Annotated in this window: 13 protein-coding genes; 8 read left to right on the top strand and 5 right to left on the bottom strand. The window is 59.3% G+C overall.

Annotation, left to right across the window (positions count from 1 at the left end; genetic code table 11):
- Nucleotides 1–189: 189 nt before the first annotated feature.
- Entirely contained in the window at nt 190–564 is a 375-nt protein-coding gene (locus K5E40_RS18885; protein WP_221732153.1) for a DUF6124 family protein, read from the bottom strand.
- A 537-nt stretch (nt 565–1,101) separates the two neighbouring features.
- On the opposite strand from K5E40_RS18885, the gene K5E40_RS18880 reads away from it, so the two are divergent.
- A complete protein-coding gene (locus tag K5E40_RS18880; RefSeq protein ID WP_221732152.1) occupies nt 1,102–1,290 on the top strand; it encodes a hypothetical protein in 189 nt (62 codons plus the stop codon).
- Nucleotides 1,291–1,843: 553 nt separating this feature from the next.
- Here K5E40_RS18880 and K5E40_RS18875 read toward each other — a convergent pair.
- Entirely contained in the window at nt 1,844–4,255 is a 2,412-nt protein-coding gene (locus K5E40_RS18875; RefSeq protein ID WP_221732151.1) for a glucose/quinate/shikimate family membrane-bound PQQ-dependent dehydrogenase, read from the bottom strand.
- A gap of 216 nt (nt 4,256–4,471) precedes the next feature.
- Nucleotides 4,472–5,833, bottom strand: a complete 1,362-nt coding sequence (locus tag K5E40_RS18870; protein ID WP_221732150.1) for a carbohydrate porin — start codon at nt 5,831–5,833, stop codon at nt 4,472–4,474.
- A gap of 300 nt (nt 5,834–6,133) precedes the next feature.
- On the opposite strand from K5E40_RS18870, the gene K5E40_RS18865 reads away from it, so the two are divergent.
- Together K5E40_RS18865 and K5E40_RS18860 are read left to right on the top strand one after the other, a co-directional pair.
- Complete coding sequence (locus K5E40_RS18865) at nt 6,134–6,364, top strand: VF530 family DNA-binding protein (protein ID WP_221732149.1); 231 nt, start codon at nt 6,134–6,136, stop codon at nt 6,362–6,364.
- Nucleotide 6,365: 1 nt separating this feature from the next.
- Entirely contained in the window at nt 6,366–6,998 is a 633-nt protein-coding gene (locus K5E40_RS18860; RefSeq protein ID WP_221732148.1) for a Pr6Pr family membrane protein, read from the top strand.
- Between the two features lie 92 nt (nt 6,999–7,090).
- Here K5E40_RS18860 and K5E40_RS18855 read toward each other — a convergent pair whose 3' ends face one another.
- Nucleotides 7,091–7,876 carry a siderophore-interacting protein gene (locus tag K5E40_RS18855; protein ID WP_221732147.1) on the bottom strand — a complete coding sequence of 262 codons (786 nt, stop codon included), beginning with the start codon at nt 7,874–7,876 and terminating at the stop codon, nt 7,091–7,093.
- Nucleotides 7,873–8,439 carry a PadR family transcriptional regulator gene (locus K5E40_RS18850; protein WP_221732146.1) on the bottom strand — a complete coding sequence of 189 codons (567 nt, stop codon included), beginning with the start codon at nt 8,437–8,439 and terminating at the stop codon, nt 7,873–7,875. Before K5E40_RS18850 ends, K5E40_RS18855 begins: the two co-directional genes overlap by 4 nt.
- Nucleotides 8,440–8,936: 497 nt before the next feature.
- Between K5E40_RS18850 and K5E40_RS18845 the strand changes: the two genes are divergently transcribed.
- The 5 genes from K5E40_RS18845 (at nt 8,937) to K5E40_RS18825 (ending at nt 14,613) form a co-directional block, all read left to right on the top strand.
- Complete coding sequence (locus tag K5E40_RS18845; RefSeq protein WP_221732145.1) at nt 8,937–9,428, top strand: CS1 type fimbrial major subunit; 492 nt, start codon at nt 8,937–8,939, stop codon at nt 9,426–9,428.
- Between the two features lie 108 nt (nt 9,429–9,536).
- Complete coding sequence (locus tag K5E40_RS18840; protein WP_221732144.1) at nt 9,537–12,059, top strand: TcfC E-set like domain-containing protein; 2,523 nt, start codon at nt 9,537–9,539, stop codon at nt 12,057–12,059.
- Between the two features lie 5 nt (nt 12,060–12,064).
- Nucleotides 12,065–13,279 (top strand): hypothetical protein, encoded by a 1,215-nt coding sequence (locus tag K5E40_RS18835; protein WP_221732143.1) that lies wholly within the window; start codon nt 12,065–12,067, stop codon nt 13,277–13,279.
- 44 nt (nt 13,280–13,323) lie between these two features.
- On the top strand, nt 13,324–14,067 hold the full coding sequence (locus K5E40_RS18830) for a molecular chaperone (protein WP_221732142.1): 744 nt from the start codon (nt 13,324–13,326) through the stop codon (nt 14,065–14,067).
- A gap of 33 nt (nt 14,068–14,100) precedes the next feature.
- A complete protein-coding gene (locus K5E40_RS18825) occupies nt 14,101–14,613 on the top strand; it encodes a CS1 type fimbrial major subunit (RefSeq protein WP_221732141.1) in 513 nt (170 codons plus the stop codon).
- The last annotated feature ends 20 nt before the right edge of the window (nt 14,614–14,633 follow it).

Genomic DNA, 14,633 nt, shown 5'->3' with positions numbered 1-14,633 from the left:
CTATCGGTAGTACTCAATCCTTGTGGGAGTCTGGCTTGCCAGCGATGGCGGCGGGGCAGCCGACCATTCTCTTGCTGGATGCACTAAATCCTACTGTGGGAGCGAGCCTGCTCGCGAAAGCGGTGGGTCAGGCACCATAAATATTGAATGCGCTGACGCCTTCGCGAGCAGGCTCGCTCCCACGGGAGATCAGTTTTGTGCGGGAGGTTGGGGGATTTCGTGGTTGTCCAGTACGCGGTTCACCGCCAGTTCGGCCAGCATGATGATCTGCTGAATCGCCATAATCGTGCGCCGCTGCGGGAGGTCGATGTAGGCGGCGATGTCGCTGGTCATGAGGCTGGCTTGCGCCAGTGACTCGCAGGCGTGGACCAGCAGGCTTTCGCTGTCCTGATCCGGTGCGACCTGGAACATGGTGCTGGGTTTGTGGAATCTGAGGGTGGCGACGTTAGGTTTGAGGTAGTGGTCGAGGGCGCGTTCGGCTGCTTCGTGGAATTTCTTCGAATCGGGGGATTGGTAGGGCGAGGTGTCGTTGGTTTCGGGGGGATTGGGTGTTGGTTTTTTCATGTTTGACTCCTTGGGAATAGTGGAGCCATCCCTCTAGTTGCCGCGACGCAATTTGAGGGTGGCAGCTATACGCGGGTTCGCGGACCGACTCCCAAGGCAATTCGGCATACCCGAAGGTATCCCGCGCACAGCCGCCATAAAACAAACTGACAGTCACTTATGAGCTGCAGTCAGCGGGCGATTATGCCTTAAGAGGTCGGGCCGCGACGCCCGTTCGCTGAATTTGCAGCGACCCTCCGAGCCTATCCACCCCACTTCCGACGCACAACCGACACGACTTGTCGGAAATATCTCGCTCGATGCCAACCCTGTAGGAAACCGGCCGCGAACCTTTTTCCAGGTCGTTTTGAAGTCGTTCGCCATCTTCGATTTCACGGTTCACTCATAGATCAAAATTCATTGCGGTTTATTTCGAACCTGTCTTGAGCGCCTGTAATTTCTGACAGTAGACAAATTGGCCAGTCACCCGGAGATTGAGCAGGCCCCCTTGGGCGCCAGGGAGTTATCCGCCAATCTACCGACTTCAAGGATTCAGCCATGAGTTATACAGATACGAATTACCAAGGTTTCACCATTCGCGAATATTCATCCGACACTCCAGGTCTGCGTTATCAGGTGATCTATAGCGCAACAGACGAGAGTTTGTTGCTAGAGACCCGCAAACAGGCCGAGCAATTGATCATTGATCGATTGGAGCGGATGAAAAGTGGAGGGAAAGCCTTTTGATTCAGCCGGGCTAACGCTCACCCGATGCAGGAGCGGCCTTCCGCAGTTCCTGCATCGGGTGGGTTGTCAGGTTTGGGCGGGGACTTTGTGGTCATCCAGTACGCGGTTTACCGCCAGTTCCGCCAGCATGACGATTTGCTGGTGCCGTCGATTGCCGCGCCGCAATCGGAGGTGGCAGCTGTACGCGGGCTCGCGGACCGATAACTGAGAAATCGGCATACCTCCAAGAAGGAATCCCGCGCACAGCGGCCATGACGCAAACAACAGGCACCGAGGTGCCGTGAGGTTGGCGATTATGCATCAGTTGTCGGGCCGCGACGCCCCATCGCTGAATTTGCAGCGCCCCCCCCGAGCCTATCCACCCCATTGTTGATGCACAACCGACGCGACTTGTCGGAAATCTCCGCGCAATCCCCAGCATCTGTAGGGCAGGCACTATTCCTACATCCAACGCTGATCAAACTGTGGGGCTTGCTCCCACCCTGTTTTGTGGTGCAACAAAAAAGGCGATGCCCCTTTCGGGATATCGCCTTTTCTTTACCGCCGCTAAATCTTATTCCGGCAGTTTGTACGCAATCACGTAGTCACCCATTTTGGTGCCCAGCGAGCCGTGGCCGCCGACAACGAGCAGCACGTATTGCTTGCCGTCCTTGCCGGTGTAGGTCATCGGGGTCGCTTGGCCGCCAGCCGGCAGACGCGCTTTCCACAACTCTTTACCGGAGTTGACGTCGTAGGCGCGCAGGTACTGGTCGAGGGTGCCGCTGAGGAAGCCGACGCCGCCCGCCGTGACCATCGAGCCGCCCATGCTAGGCACGCCCAGGGTGAAGCCGATCGGGATTGGCGAGCTGTCGCGGCTGGTGCCGTTTTTGCGTTTCCACACGACTTTGCCGGTGGTCAGGTCGATACCGGCGACGTAGCCCCAGGCCGGGGCCTGGCACGGTACGCCGAGGGGCGACATGAACGGGTGCATGATCACCGCGTAAGGCGCGCCGGTGTTCGGTTGCACGCCAGCGGTTTCGCTCTCGCGTTTGCTGCCGGCGGCGACTTGCGCGCGTGGCACCATTTTCGAGACGAAGGCCATGTAGTTCGGGCTGGTGAACAGCATCTGGCGAACCGGGTCGACGGAGACGCCGCCCCAGTTGAACACGCCGACGTTGCCCGGGTAGATCAGACTGCCCTGTTCCGACGGCGGGGTGTACTGGCCTTCATAACGCAGCTCTTTGAACTGGATGCGGCACAGCATCTGGTCGAACGGGCTGGCGCCCCACATGGCTTTTTCGGTCAGTTCCGGGGCCAGCAGGTTGAGGTCCGAACGCGCCTGGGTCGGTGCGGTGTGGTCGCCTTTCACGGCGCCTTGCGGTACCGGGATTTCGCGGATCGGAATGATCGGCGTGCCGTCACGACGGTCGAGGACGTACAGGCTGCCCTGTTTGGTCGGGGCGATCAGCGCCGGTTTCACGCCGTCGGCGGTTTTCATGTCGAGCAGGGTTGGCTGGCTGCCAACGTCCATGTCCCACAGGTCGTGGTGGGTGAACTGGTAGTTCCAGCGCACTTTACCGGTGGCCAGGTCCAAGGCAACAACACCGGCGCTGAATTTCTCGGCGCCCGGGGTGCGGTTGGCGCCCCACTGGTCTGGGGTCTGGTTGCCCAGTGGCAGGTAAACCATGCCGAGTTTTTCGTCGACGCTGGCCAGCGACCACATGTTGGCCGAGTTGCGGCTGTAGGTTTCGCCCGGGGCCAATGGCTCGGTGGCGTCCGGATTGTCGCTGTCCCAGTTCCACACGAGGTGGCCGTCGCGCACGTCGAAGGCGCGGATCACGCCCGATGGCTCGTTGGTCGACTCGTTGTCGGTGACGTGACCGCCCATGATCACCAGATCACGGGTAATCGCGGCCGGGGAGGTGGAGTAGTAGCCACCCGCGGTGAACGGGCCGATGCCTTGGGTCAGGTCGACCACACCTTTGTTACCGAAGCCTTCGCAGATTTTGCCGGTGTCGGCGTTCAGCGCGATCAGGCGCGCATCAGCCGTTGGCAGGTACAGACGACGCGGGCAAGCCTGAGCAACGGCTTTACCTGCTTCGGAGATGACCGCGGAAGCCGCGTTTTCAGACTTGGCGTAAGCGGCTTCGTCGTAATACGACACGCCACGGCAGGTCATGTGAGCGAAGCCTTTGAAGCCGACCGGGCTCTTGATCTGCGGGTCGAAGCGCCACAGTTCCTTGCCGGTGTCCGGGTCCAGTGCCAGCACTTTGCTGTGCGCGGTGCAGGCATAGATCATGCCGTTGGCTTTGAGCGGAGTGTTTTCGTTGGTCAGCTCAACCGGGTCATCAGCGGTCGGCAGGTCGCCGGTCTGGATGCGCCATGCTTCTTGCAGCTTGCCGACGTTGGCCGGGGTGATCTGCTTGAGTGGCGAGTAACGGTCACCAAACTCGGTGCGGCCATAGGCCTGCCAGTCGCCGTCCGGCATTGGCGGCGCGGTGCTGGTGGTGCCTGCGGTGTCGCGGCCCAGTTCGCCGAAGGTTTCGCCTGGGTGGGTGAACAGGCTGGCCAGAGCAGTGACGCCGGCCAACACCACCGCCACGGTCAAACCGCCGGTGCCCATTGGCGCAGGGCCTGCGAGCAGCAGTGGACGACGGAACCAGGGCAGCAACATCAAGAAGCCGAGGACAAACCACAGCGCCAGACGCGGTACCAGTTGCCACCAGTCCAGACCGACTTCCCACAAGGCCCAAACAGTGCTGGCGAACAGCACGATGGCGTACAGGCCCAGCGCTGCGCGACGGCGCAGCAGCATCAAAATGCCGGTCAGGGCGATGCCGATACCGGCCAGCAGGTAGTAAAGCGAGCCGCCCAGCATGCTCAGTTTGACTCCCCCGGCCAGCATGGCCAGGCCCATCAGTAGAAGCAGAATGCCGAGCAGGCTCGGTAGCAGACGGCCTCGACTCGAAGCACTTTCGGTGCTCATAGTGTGAATCTCCGTGACGTTTATGTAGTCCCGCGCTGTAGTCACTTTAGATGACGATTTGGCGTGGGCATGGTTCAGATAAAACTTGTCTAGCTAACTGAATTCTTGTGTGGGAGGGGGCTTGCTCCCGAAAGCGGTGTGTCAGATGGCTGGTGTGTTGGCTGATACGACGCATTCGGGAGCAAGCTCCCTCCCACAGGGGTAGAGCGGTGTTGTTTAGAACGAGGACTGGATCTTCAGCCCCGCGATCAGTGCGTCATCGACCTTGTCGACGCCGCCCGGGTGGCGGATGTACTGCAGGTTCGGGCGCACGGTCAGCCAGTTCGTCACATGCACGCCGTAATACAGTTCGGCGCTGTATTCGGTGTCTTGCGGCGGCAGGAACGACGGATCGTCATAGTCATAAACAGCGCGGGCCTGATTGCTCTTCTCGGCGTTTTTTCGATAGGCCGGGTTGACGTGAACGCGGGCCAGGGCGAAACCGATGTCGTCTTTGGCGCGGCTGGCGAGCAGGCCTTTGTAGACCATGCCGGCCTGGACGTAGTTGTCGATGGCGTTGGTTTTCTTGTCGTGCATCGTGCCGTTGGCGAACACGCTCAAGCCGCGGCTGTTATCGCTGGCCATGCTGGTGATTTGCTGTTGAACACCCAGCCACACGCCATGTTTGCTGGAGGCACTGCGATAGGCTTCGCCGCTGAGGGCGGCCGGTTGGCCTTGGTTGTCTTTATAGACGTCGGTGGCCTTGGCGTTGCTGTAGTAGTAACCCGCGCGGTATTCGCCCGGCAGGCCGTTGAATGTCGGCGTCCACACCAGTTCCACCGGCAGGATCGCGCCTTGGGTGCCGCTGCCGCTGAGTTTGAAGCCGTTGCCGCGATCGAGGTTCGACGGGTTCTGCTCATAGGCGCCGACCTGTGCATACAACTGCGGCGTCAGGTGATATTTGACGCGCAGCGCCCACTGGCTGACCGGCCAGTTGTACCAGATGCCGCCGACCCAGTTGCCGACCTGCGAGCCGCAGAACGCCAGGTTCTGGAAGTCGCACGGGAAGCTGTTGAAGTCTTCGCCTTCGCCGAAACGACCGACTTTGATGTCGAGTTTCTGATCGAAGAATTTCTGCTGATACCACATCTGCGTCAGGCGCGTGGTCTGGCCACGGCCCCAGACTTCCTGAGCCGAGGTGAAACCACCCACACGCGGATCGTTGATGCGGTCATTGCTGATGTTGTTGCCGCTGCGTTTGGTAATGGTCAGTTGAAACTCGGCGTCGTCCCAGCCGAGGATCTTTTGCAGGTCCAGGTGCGTGCCCAAGCCGAACTGATCGCTGTAGCGCGCGGTACGGTCGTGGTCGTAGCCGCCGTGCAGGTTGCTGCCCATTTCACCGGTGTAATCGAGCTTGAAGTCGTAGCCTTTTTCCGAGAGTTCTGTGCGCGTGCCGTTCCAGTCACCGAGCATGTACGGTGACTCACTGTCGAACGCGGGAGCCGCTTGGGCGCAGGTGGCGAGGCCAAGGGCAGTGCAACCGCCGATCAGGCGCAGGGATGAGATAGCGCTGTCTCGGAAAAACGGAAAATCGGGCATAAATGGGTCTTTCTTGATCTTTTTTGGGGGATGAGCTGAGCGCTACGATTTGACGCAGGCAGTGAAGCGATTCAGCGGAAGGGCGGCAGGATAATGATCTGTAACAAAAAGACAAAGGGGTTTTGTTGACATGAACCCTTTCGGATTTGGTAACAGTGCGTCAAACGGGCGCATTGTGAGTCAAGCCACAGGCTGCGATCTTCTCAGGTTGGCCTACATTTGAAGCAAGCCCTTCCACCCGAACACCCCCTCGGCTAAGGTGCGCGGCTTCTGCACATTCACTTCGTCCAAAGGCCTGGCATGAACGAACACTCCCCCGATCCGCTGCACGGCGTGACCCTCGAACACATCCTCACGGCGCTGGTGGCCCACTACGAATGGTCGGGGCTGGCCGAACGCATCGACATTCGTTGTTTCAAGAGCGACCCGAGCATCAAGTCGAGCCTGACGTTTTTGCGTAAAACGCCGTGGGCGCGGGAGAAGGTCGAGCGCCTGTACGTCAAACTTGCGCGCACCAAGCGACCGCTCTGAGATGAACGCCTTGTTGCAGCGACGTCTGATCACTTTCGCTGCCATCCTCGGCTGGACGGGGTTGGGCCTTCAGCTCTACCTGATTTTCTTCGCCCGTTTGAGCGTCGATGCCGGTCTGCTGGGTGGGCTGGTGAGTTTCTTCAGTTATTTCACGGTCCTGAACAACACGCTGGTGGCGACGGTGCTGACGTGTGCCGTCACGCCGCGCCACTGCACCGCATGCCGCTGGTTTCTGCAACCGTGGGTGAGCAGCGCAGTGGCGGTGAGCATCGCCGTGGTCGGCCTCGCCTACAGCCTGTTGCTGCGGCATTTATGGCACCCCGAAGGTTGGCAATTTATCGCTGATGAATTGCTCCACGACGTCATGCCGCTGGTGTTCCTGGGCTATTGGTGGTTTTGCGTGCCGAAGGGCACGTTGCGTTTGTGGCATCTGCCGTTGTGGCTGATTTACCCGCTGGTCTATTTCATTTACGCCTTGCTGCGCGGGCATTTGCTGGGCGCGTATGCGTACCCGTTCATTGATGTCGCGGTGTTGGGTTATCCACAGGTGTTTATCAATGCCGGGGGGATTTTGGTCGGGTTTGTGGCGATTGCATTGGTGTTGATCGGCATCGACCGCTGGCGATCATTGTAGGTGCGAGCCTGCTCGCGATCGCGGTGAATCAGTCACCGTTTTATTGACTGATCCACTACCTTCGCGAGCAAGCCCGCTCCCACGGGGGAACGTCACTCTTCTTCAGAACCCTCGGCGCGCCAGTAGCCGACGGCTTTCACCCGCTTCTCGTCCAGCCCGTGCTCATCGAGCAGCACCCGGCGGATCTGCCTTGAGACCTTGGTCTGCGTGGCTACCCACGCATACAGATTGCCTTTGGGCACCTGCAACTGCTGGACGGTGGTCATCAGGTTGTCCTTGCCGCCCTCACGCAGTACCCAGATCACATTGATCTGCGCGGGGCTTTCCAGCACTTGTTGCTCACTGCCGTTTTCCACTTCGATCACCACCAGCGCCTTGCGATTGGCTGCCAGGCCTTCGAGGCGGCGGGCGATGGCGGGCAGGGCGGTTTCGTCGCCGATCAGCAGGTAGCTGTCGAAGATGTCCGGCACGATCATCGAACCGCGCGGCCCGCCGATGTGCAGGTACTGCCCAGGTGCAGCCTGTTCGGCCCAGGTCGAGGCAGGGCCGTCGCCGTGCAGGACGAAGTCGATGTCCAGTTCCAGCGTGTCGAGGTCATAGCGGCGCGGGGTGTAGTCGCGCATCTCGGGCATCGGGCCGTTGTCCTTGCCGGCGCCGAGTTCCAGGGTTTCCAGCGCCGCTGCTTGTTCGGCGGTCTGCGGGAACAACAGTTTGACGTGGTCGTCCGTGCCCAGGCTGATAAACCCGGCCAGTTCCGGCCCGCCCAGGGTGATGCGGCGCATGCGCGGGGTCAGGTTGACCACCCGTAGTACTTGCAACTTGCGGCGTTTAATTTCGTGCATCACGCGGTGAATGGTTTGCGTATCGACTGCGGTCATTCGGCTTTCTCCGGGGCAAGTTGAACGGCAGGGCCGTCGACGATGGCTTTGGCGGTGTCGTTGAGCAGGTCGCGCACGCGCAGGATTTCTTCCGGGCTCCAGCGCCCGTGGTGCAGTTGCAGGGCGTGGCGCAAGTTGTGCACCGCCTCGTGGATTTCCGGCGGGCGGTCATGCCCGCGCAACGAGCGCTTGCTGACGTCGATGCGCATGCGCACGCCATCGAGTGCGACGGCTTGCTCACTTAAAGACAAACGACCGGCGTCGGTCACGCTGTAACGTTTTTTTCCGGCTTCGGCGTCACCCGCAATCAAGTCGCTTTCTTCCAGAAAGGTCAGGGTCGGGTAGATCACGCCCGGGCTCGGGCTGTAGGCGCCGTCGAACATGCCCTCGATCTGGCGGATCAGGTCGTAGCCGTGGCACGGCTGTTCGGCGATCAGCGCCAGCAGCAGCAATTTCAGATCGCCGGGGGCGAACACCCGTGGGCCACGGCCGCCGCGCTCACGACCGGGGCGCTTCTCGAAACCGTCGCGGCCGTCGCCGTGGTGGGAATGAGGGTCTCTCATTTCTGTCTTCTCTCGTCATGTTTAGATACAACTTAAGATATATCTTAACGGTCGTGCAAGGCGTTTTTCGCAAGGTGACAGGTGTGTCTGACGAGCGGCTCTCATCCGGGAATGCAACAGGTCGAATGTTCATGCTTGTCCTGCGATCAATAACTTTGAAGTTAAAGTTAAGACTCTATTTAATCGAGTAACTATTCTAAAGTTCTAACTGGGTCCCGTTATATCTGGGCGATATTGCTGTATGGTTTTTTAACTTTATCTGTGTGTAGGGCGTAACTTACAGCCACTGTTTTGAATATCGTTTTTTTGTTCTTTTTTCTTGCGGGTCATGAGGTTGTTTAACTACGAGCTTATAGGAAGTTACTTGCTTACTTTCCAGAGGGAACAGTCGATGATGCCCCGGCATTGAAAGTTCAAGTTGATCTGGCTCAACTCCCCTGGCGTTCGACTTGAACTTTCAATCATTCCTTCTCTTATAGAAAACAAGGTACTGAACGATGTTCAAGAAAATCGCAATCGCTGCTCCTTTGGCTCTTCTGGCACTCGGTTCATCGGGAGCGTTCGCCGCTGGTGAAGCCGCTCACTCCATCAGCATCGTCGCTCACGTGCCGACCAACGGCTTCTATGTCGTGCCGACCAATCCTGATCTGGTCAACAAGGATCAGGACATGAGCTATCAGCCAACTACCGGCAAAATGAGCGAAGTCAACGGTTTCTTCGATGTGCGCAACAACAACGGTTCGGTTCACGCGAGTGTGGACAGCGTGCCAAAACTGATCTCGGGCTCCAATGAGATCGCGCTTAAAGTCGAAGTCAATAACAAGACCCTGACCACCACCCCTCAGGAAGTTGTCGGTGAGGCAGAGTCGGACGTGAACTATCGTGCGCCGATCAAAATCAGTGCCATCGGCAGCGCTTTCAACCCGGGTGATTACACCGGTGTTGTGGCAATGACCTTTGATGCAGTGCCACCGGTCGGTACGCCTTGATCGAGCGATCCGGCAACAGGCGCTGAGTTCTCCACAGCGCTGACCGACGGGGCAAGCCACTGGGCGTGCCCCGTCGGACTTCATCATTCGTAATCAGAGTAAGAGTTCATGTTCCCGATGACACCCATCGCGGCTGCGCTTGCGCTGTTGTTTTGTGCCAGCGTAGCCGTGGCTTCCAACTCCGCCGGCACGACGCCGCGAAGTCTTTTGGCCCAGGCCAAAGGCCTGCCGGCGGATTTCGAGGAGCATTTCTTTGATGTGCCTCTGGCTGTTCGGGTTGAACTTGATCGCCAGCCGTTGGGCGAAGCCATGGTGGTGTTGTCCCGCGACGACCGCATCACATTGCTTGAATTCACCGACACCAGCGAGAACCGTTTCGGCCCTGCCGAGCGGGAAAAATGGGCGAGTTTTCTCAAGCCTGGCGTGCCTCTGGGCAACTGCGTCGGTTCCTGTCCGGATCAGGTGCTGGCCGTGCATTACAACCTGGAAAATTCGTTGGTCTCGATCCTCACCGAAAATGCCGAGCGCGACGTTGAAGCCAAGCGTTATCACGAACAGCCCAAAGACGGCAGTAACGGTTTGATGGTGCGCAATCAGCTCAATCTCAATGGCGGTCAAGGTCAGGATCTGGGCGGACGCTTTGGCCTTGAGGCCATCAGCAGTCTGGGCAACTGGAGCCAGACGCTGAACCTGCAACTGGCGCGCCTCGGCGGGCCGGACGACAAGCTTTACCACGCTCTACACGAATTCCACACCCAGCGCGAATTGCAAGGCAGTTTTTTTCGACTGGGCTATTTCACCCCCAATTCCGAAGGGTTGACCCGCCAGCCGCGTACGTTCGGCAACAGCCCCGACACGGCCGTCGGCGTGATGTACGGCAGCTCCGACAGTCTGGCGATCAACAGCCCGATGCCCAGCGTCTATCCGATTTATGTCACGGCCAACCGTCAGGGTTCGGTGGAGATCTATCGCGACGGCTTGCTGATCAACACGCAATCGGTGCCCGCCGGTTTGCAAACCCTCGACACCCGGCCCTTGCCCGGTGGCATCTATGAAGTGGAAGTGCGGCTGATCGAAGACGGTCAAATCACCTCCACTACTCAGGAGCTGGTGTACAAGCCCAACAACTGGCGCAACCTCGATGAGCGCTGGCGCTATAACGTGTTTGCCGGTGAGGAAAGCAAGCTGCTGAGCAACTGGGACACCCAGTCCAGCGGCAGCCCCACGGCTGGCGCGGCGGTCAACTATCTGATGCACCCGCGGGTGATTCTCGGGCTGTCGGCGCGCCAGATCCGCGAAAAACTGCAATACGGCACGTCCATCGACTGGACGCTGGCCAATCACATCAGCCTGTACGCCAACGTTTACAAGACCGAGGATTACGGCACAGGCCTGGATCTGCAAAGTCTTTACAGCTACGGGGCCGGCAGTGTGGTGGTCAGCCACAGCCGCAGTTGGCTCGACACCACCAACACTTACGACACGCTGCCGGACGGCACGCGGGTTCGCCCACGTAACGTGTTTATCGGCCAGACCAGTAACTCGTCACTGGCAGTCAACCATCGGGTCAGCAGTAAAAGTTCGCTCAACGCCAGGGTCTCCCACAGTGAGGGGAACGTTGAGGGCATCGGACTGGATATGGGCTGGACGCAACGCACCGATCTGTTTGGCAGCGACGCCAGTTGGCGCTTGTCGCTGTTTGATCGCCCGGGCAGTTACAGCAGCGGCGATGCGCGCAATCGCGGGGTCGATCTGAGTGTCAATCTGGCGCTCGGTGCCCCTGGTCAGCAGATTACCGGCAGCATCGGTTCGCGCACGGCCCGTGACGGCAGCCGCGACAACAATGGCTCCATCGGTTGGCGCAAGGACCTGAAAGACCATGTGCTGCAAAGCGTGTCGGTGACGGCATTGACCGACACCTATGGCGTGGGGATGTCCAGCCTGGCGAACTTTCGTACCGACGCGGTCAACGGCGACGGTTTCATTCAGCGTTCGTCCTATAGCGGTAATTTTACCGGTGGCCTCAACGTCGATAGCACGCTGGTGGTCGGCGGCCAGCACATGCTCATGACCAGTCAGAGCGAAATGCGCGGTGCGGGGATGATCGTCGATGTTGAGTCGGACATCGATGACGTCATCTTGCGCGCCGACGATTACGTCGGCGGCAGCGCGGCATTGAAACCGGGGCGCAACTTCATTCCGATCACGGCCTATCAAAACAGCTCTGTGGGTTTCGATTTCGAAGGCAATCACGTCCCGGCAGCCACCATCGAGCCGGCGCGCACCCGTTATCACTTGAACAAGGGTGGGGTGGGTTACAGCAAGATCCGCGTGATGAAAACACTGACCGTGCTCGGCCGTCTGGTCGACGGGCAAGGGCGGCCGCTCAAGGGTCACCATGTGATCAACCACGCCAGTCGCGGGGTGACCGAGGTGGACGGGTTCTTCTCGATGGAAATGAACGCCGGCTCGCCGACGTTGCAAGTGCGTCGCGATAACCAATTGCTCTGCCAGTTCCGGCTGGAAGAAAACCAGCATCGGCGCGAAAACAATGTGCTGATGATCGGCGATTTGCGCTGCACACCGGACACCCTGGCCGATGTGACCTCCACCGAACAGAAGGCGGGTTGATCCCTATGAAAAAAGCCACATGCCTGCTGGGATTGTGCCTGGCGCTGGCCCTGCCGGTGGTCGAGGCGGCCACTCAGGAGATTCGGGCGTTGTTCCAGCCTGACCCATCGCAGCCGCGCAAGAACGTGTTCGTCAACAAGACCCCCAACAGTGGGTACTGCGCCGACTACCCCGATCAATGCGCGGAAAACTCGATATTCAGCATTCGATTGCCGCTCCGGTTCGATGCCCCTTTGACCCTCCCACCGAATTGGGGGATTGGAATAAAGGTGCCTGCCAACTGGCGCTCATTGGCGGTGATCAATACCGAGACGATGGAAACGGAAATCGTTGAAGTGCGTATCACCGGTGTCGGCTCCAACTATGTCCTGAGCCAGCCGGCCCACGAACTGGTCGGCGTGAGCGACGTACTGCTGGGCCATCAACTGCTCTGGGACAGCAGCAGTTGGGTATATGCGTCCCCGCCCTGCCAATACAGCGGTGTCGGCGCTTACACTCCTGCCACCTACCGGTTTTTCTGGAAAACTCCCGTCGAGGGATACTGCGCCAAGAAGACGTTGGCGACCATTCCATCCATGTACTTCGATACCCTCGACTTTGCTTATGAACTGCGCACACCCAATCCGTTGGGCATGTCATCGGGTTTGTACACCGGTTCACTGACCTACAGCCTGGGCAGTGGCGGCGATTTCGATATCGGGGGCGGTTTTCAACCGGACGACAGCAGCCTGACCCTGGACTTCGTGCTGGACGTGCAGCACACCCTCAAGGTCGATCTGCCACCGGGTGGCAATAAAGTGGTGCTGGAGCCCGAGGGCGGCTGGACGCGCTGGGTCAACAGCGGGCGCAAGCCATCCAGCATTTTCCGCGATCAACTGTTCTACATCTCCGCCTCGTCCCGGTTCAAAGTCATGATGCTGTGCAACTCCTACGGTGGTTCACGGTGCATCCTGCGCAGCCCGAAGACCAATACTACCGAAGTCGAAACGTTCCTCACATTGCCCCCCGGGATCAGTGGTCCCGGAGGCGGAGACGTCAATCGGGTCATGTTGCTCTACAACACATGGGTCGGTCCGTTCCAGCCGCAGATCTACCTTGAGCGCAAGGCCGGTTCTTTGCGTTTTGCAATGCCCAAGGACGCCATCGACTTTGTCTTGCGACCCGGTGTGAATGACACCTTCACCGGCAACATCACCATCATCTGGGACTCGGAAGTGTGAGCACCTCCGGCAGGCGATTTTCATTTTTCATGGAGCTGAAAACGATGAACCGTGGTTTTTTGCTGGGCGTGCTCAGCCTGTTTTGCCTGACGGCGCAGGCGGGTCCGCAGATCAATGTCGGCACTGTGTACGACTATCTCGAGGCTGATAAAAGCACCTACCTCAAACGCGTGTTCAACAGCGGCGATGCCACGGCGTTCGTCAAGGTCAACGTGCTGGAAATCGTCTACGACGCTGAGGGCAAGCCACAGGAAATTCCTGTGGCGAACGCCGCCGACGGTGCCTCGCGCAATGGCTTGATGGCAAGCCCCGCGCGGTTGATCGTGCCGGCCCAGGGCATGCAGGGCACCCGTTTGCTGTATATGGGCGAGCGTGATCGCGAGCGGTACTTCCGAGTGCGTTTTGTGCCAGTGGTGCCGGAAAAGGAAGACGAGTTCACCGTCACCGGCGAAGAGCGCGAAGACTACAAAAAAGCCCTCAAGGCCGGGGTCAACGTGATGACCGGATTCGGTACGGTCTTTTTCGTGCGGCCCAAAGATGCGCGGTTCGCCACCGTCATCAACGAAACCGACAGTCGCTACGAATTGCGCAACGACGGCAATACGGTGTTGATCGTCGACGAGTTCAAAAACTGTTCACTGACCAAGGAAACCGACTGCGGCGCGACGACCAAACACCATGTGCTGGCGGGCAAGAGCTTCGCCTTCGACAAGGAGAAGGGGCGTGAGTACCGCTTCTTTCTGATCGAGGGCGCCGACAGGAAAGCCCTGAAAGTTGTGAGCCGCTAGGCCTGCTTTTCATTGACGCAACGGGTAACCGACATGATCAAGCAATATTCCGCCGCCGCGCTGATGGCCACGGTGGCGCTGGCCAACTCCACGGCCTGGGCGGCTCGGGAAATACGCACCTTTGAAGTGTCCCTGACCATCCCCAGTCGGGCGTTTTACATCATTCCGGCAGAACCGGACTGGATCCACCGCCCGCAACGGCTCGCATGGGATTATCCGCGTTCGACCCTGGGCAGCCTGCAAAAGAATTTCGATGTGCGGCACGACAACAGCGCGATTGAAGCGCGCCTGGAGGCTATTCCCTACCTGTCCAATGGCCGGCCGGGTGAGGAGATCGGTCTGCGGGTCACCTTCAATGGCGTTGAATTGAGTGCGCAGGTGACGCCGCAGCAGGTCCTTTCTCAGGAAGAAGCGGCCGCGGGCAAGCGCGTGGCGCTGGTGATCGACCCGGTTGAACCGGCCGGCGGCTATCGGGCCGGGGATTACAGCGGCAACGTGTTGTTGCTGTTCAATGCCCGCGCGCCGGGTGCGCAGGCAGACCAATAAAAAGAGTTCAGCAGAGGCGG

The sequence above is a fragment of the Pseudomonas baetica genome (assembly GCF_019733355.1).
Lineage (GTDB): Bacteria > Pseudomonadota > Gammaproteobacteria > Pseudomonadales > Pseudomonadaceae > Aquipseudomonas > Aquipseudomonas baetica_A.
This window is presented reverse-complemented; position numbering and strand designations above follow the sequence as displayed.

What these genes read in the sequence shown, in the direction of transcription:
- K5E40_RS18860 (WP_221732148.1), top strand. Translation starts at nt 6,366, where the DNA reads ATGAACGCCTTGTTGCAGCGACGTCTGATCACTTTCGCTGCCATCCTC.
- K5E40_RS18875 (WP_221732151.1), bottom strand. Translation starts at nt 4,255, where the DNA reads ATGAGCACCGAAAGTGCTTCGAGTCGAGGCCGTCTGCTACCGAGCCTG.
- K5E40_RS18825 (WP_221732141.1), top strand. Translation starts at nt 14,101, where the DNA reads ATGATCAAGCAATATTCCGCCGCCGCGCTGATGGCCACGGTGGCGCTG.
- K5E40_RS18835 (WP_221732143.1), top strand. Translation starts at nt 12,065, where the DNA reads ATGAAAAAAGCCACATGCCTGCTGGGATTGTGCCTGGCGCTGGCCCTG.
- K5E40_RS18845 (WP_221732145.1), top strand. Translation starts at nt 8,937, where the DNA reads ATGTTCAAGAAAATCGCAATCGCTGCTCCTTTGGCTCTTCTGGCACTC.
- K5E40_RS18870 (WP_221732150.1), bottom strand. Translation starts at nt 5,833, where the DNA reads ATGCCCGATTTTCCGTTTTTCCGAGACAGCGCTATCTCATCCCTGCGC.
- K5E40_RS18865 (WP_221732149.1), top strand. Translation starts at nt 6,134, where the DNA reads ATGAACGAACACTCCCCCGATCCGCTGCACGGCGTGACCCTCGAACAC.
- K5E40_RS18880 (WP_221732152.1), top strand. Translation starts at nt 1,102, where the DNA reads ATGAGTTATACAGATACGAATTACCAAGGTTTCACCATTCGCGAATAT.
- K5E40_RS18830 (WP_221732142.1), top strand. Translation starts at nt 13,324, where the DNA reads ATGAACCGTGGTTTTTTGCTGGGCGTGCTCAGCCTGTTTTGCCTGACG.
- K5E40_RS18850 (WP_221732146.1), bottom strand. Translation starts at nt 8,439, where the DNA reads ATGAGAGACCCTCATTCCCACCACGGCGACGGCCGCGACGGTTTCGAG.
- K5E40_RS18885 (WP_221732153.1), bottom strand. Translation starts at nt 564, where the DNA reads ATGAAAAAACCAACACCCAATCCCCCCGAAACCAACGACACCTCGCCC.
- K5E40_RS18855 (WP_221732147.1), bottom strand. Translation starts at nt 7,876, where the DNA reads ATGACCGCAGTCGATACGCAAACCATTCACCGCGTGATGCACGAAATT.
- K5E40_RS18840 (WP_221732144.1), top strand. Translation starts at nt 9,537, where the DNA reads ATGTTCCCGATGACACCCATCGCGGCTGCGCTTGCGCTGTTGTTTTGT.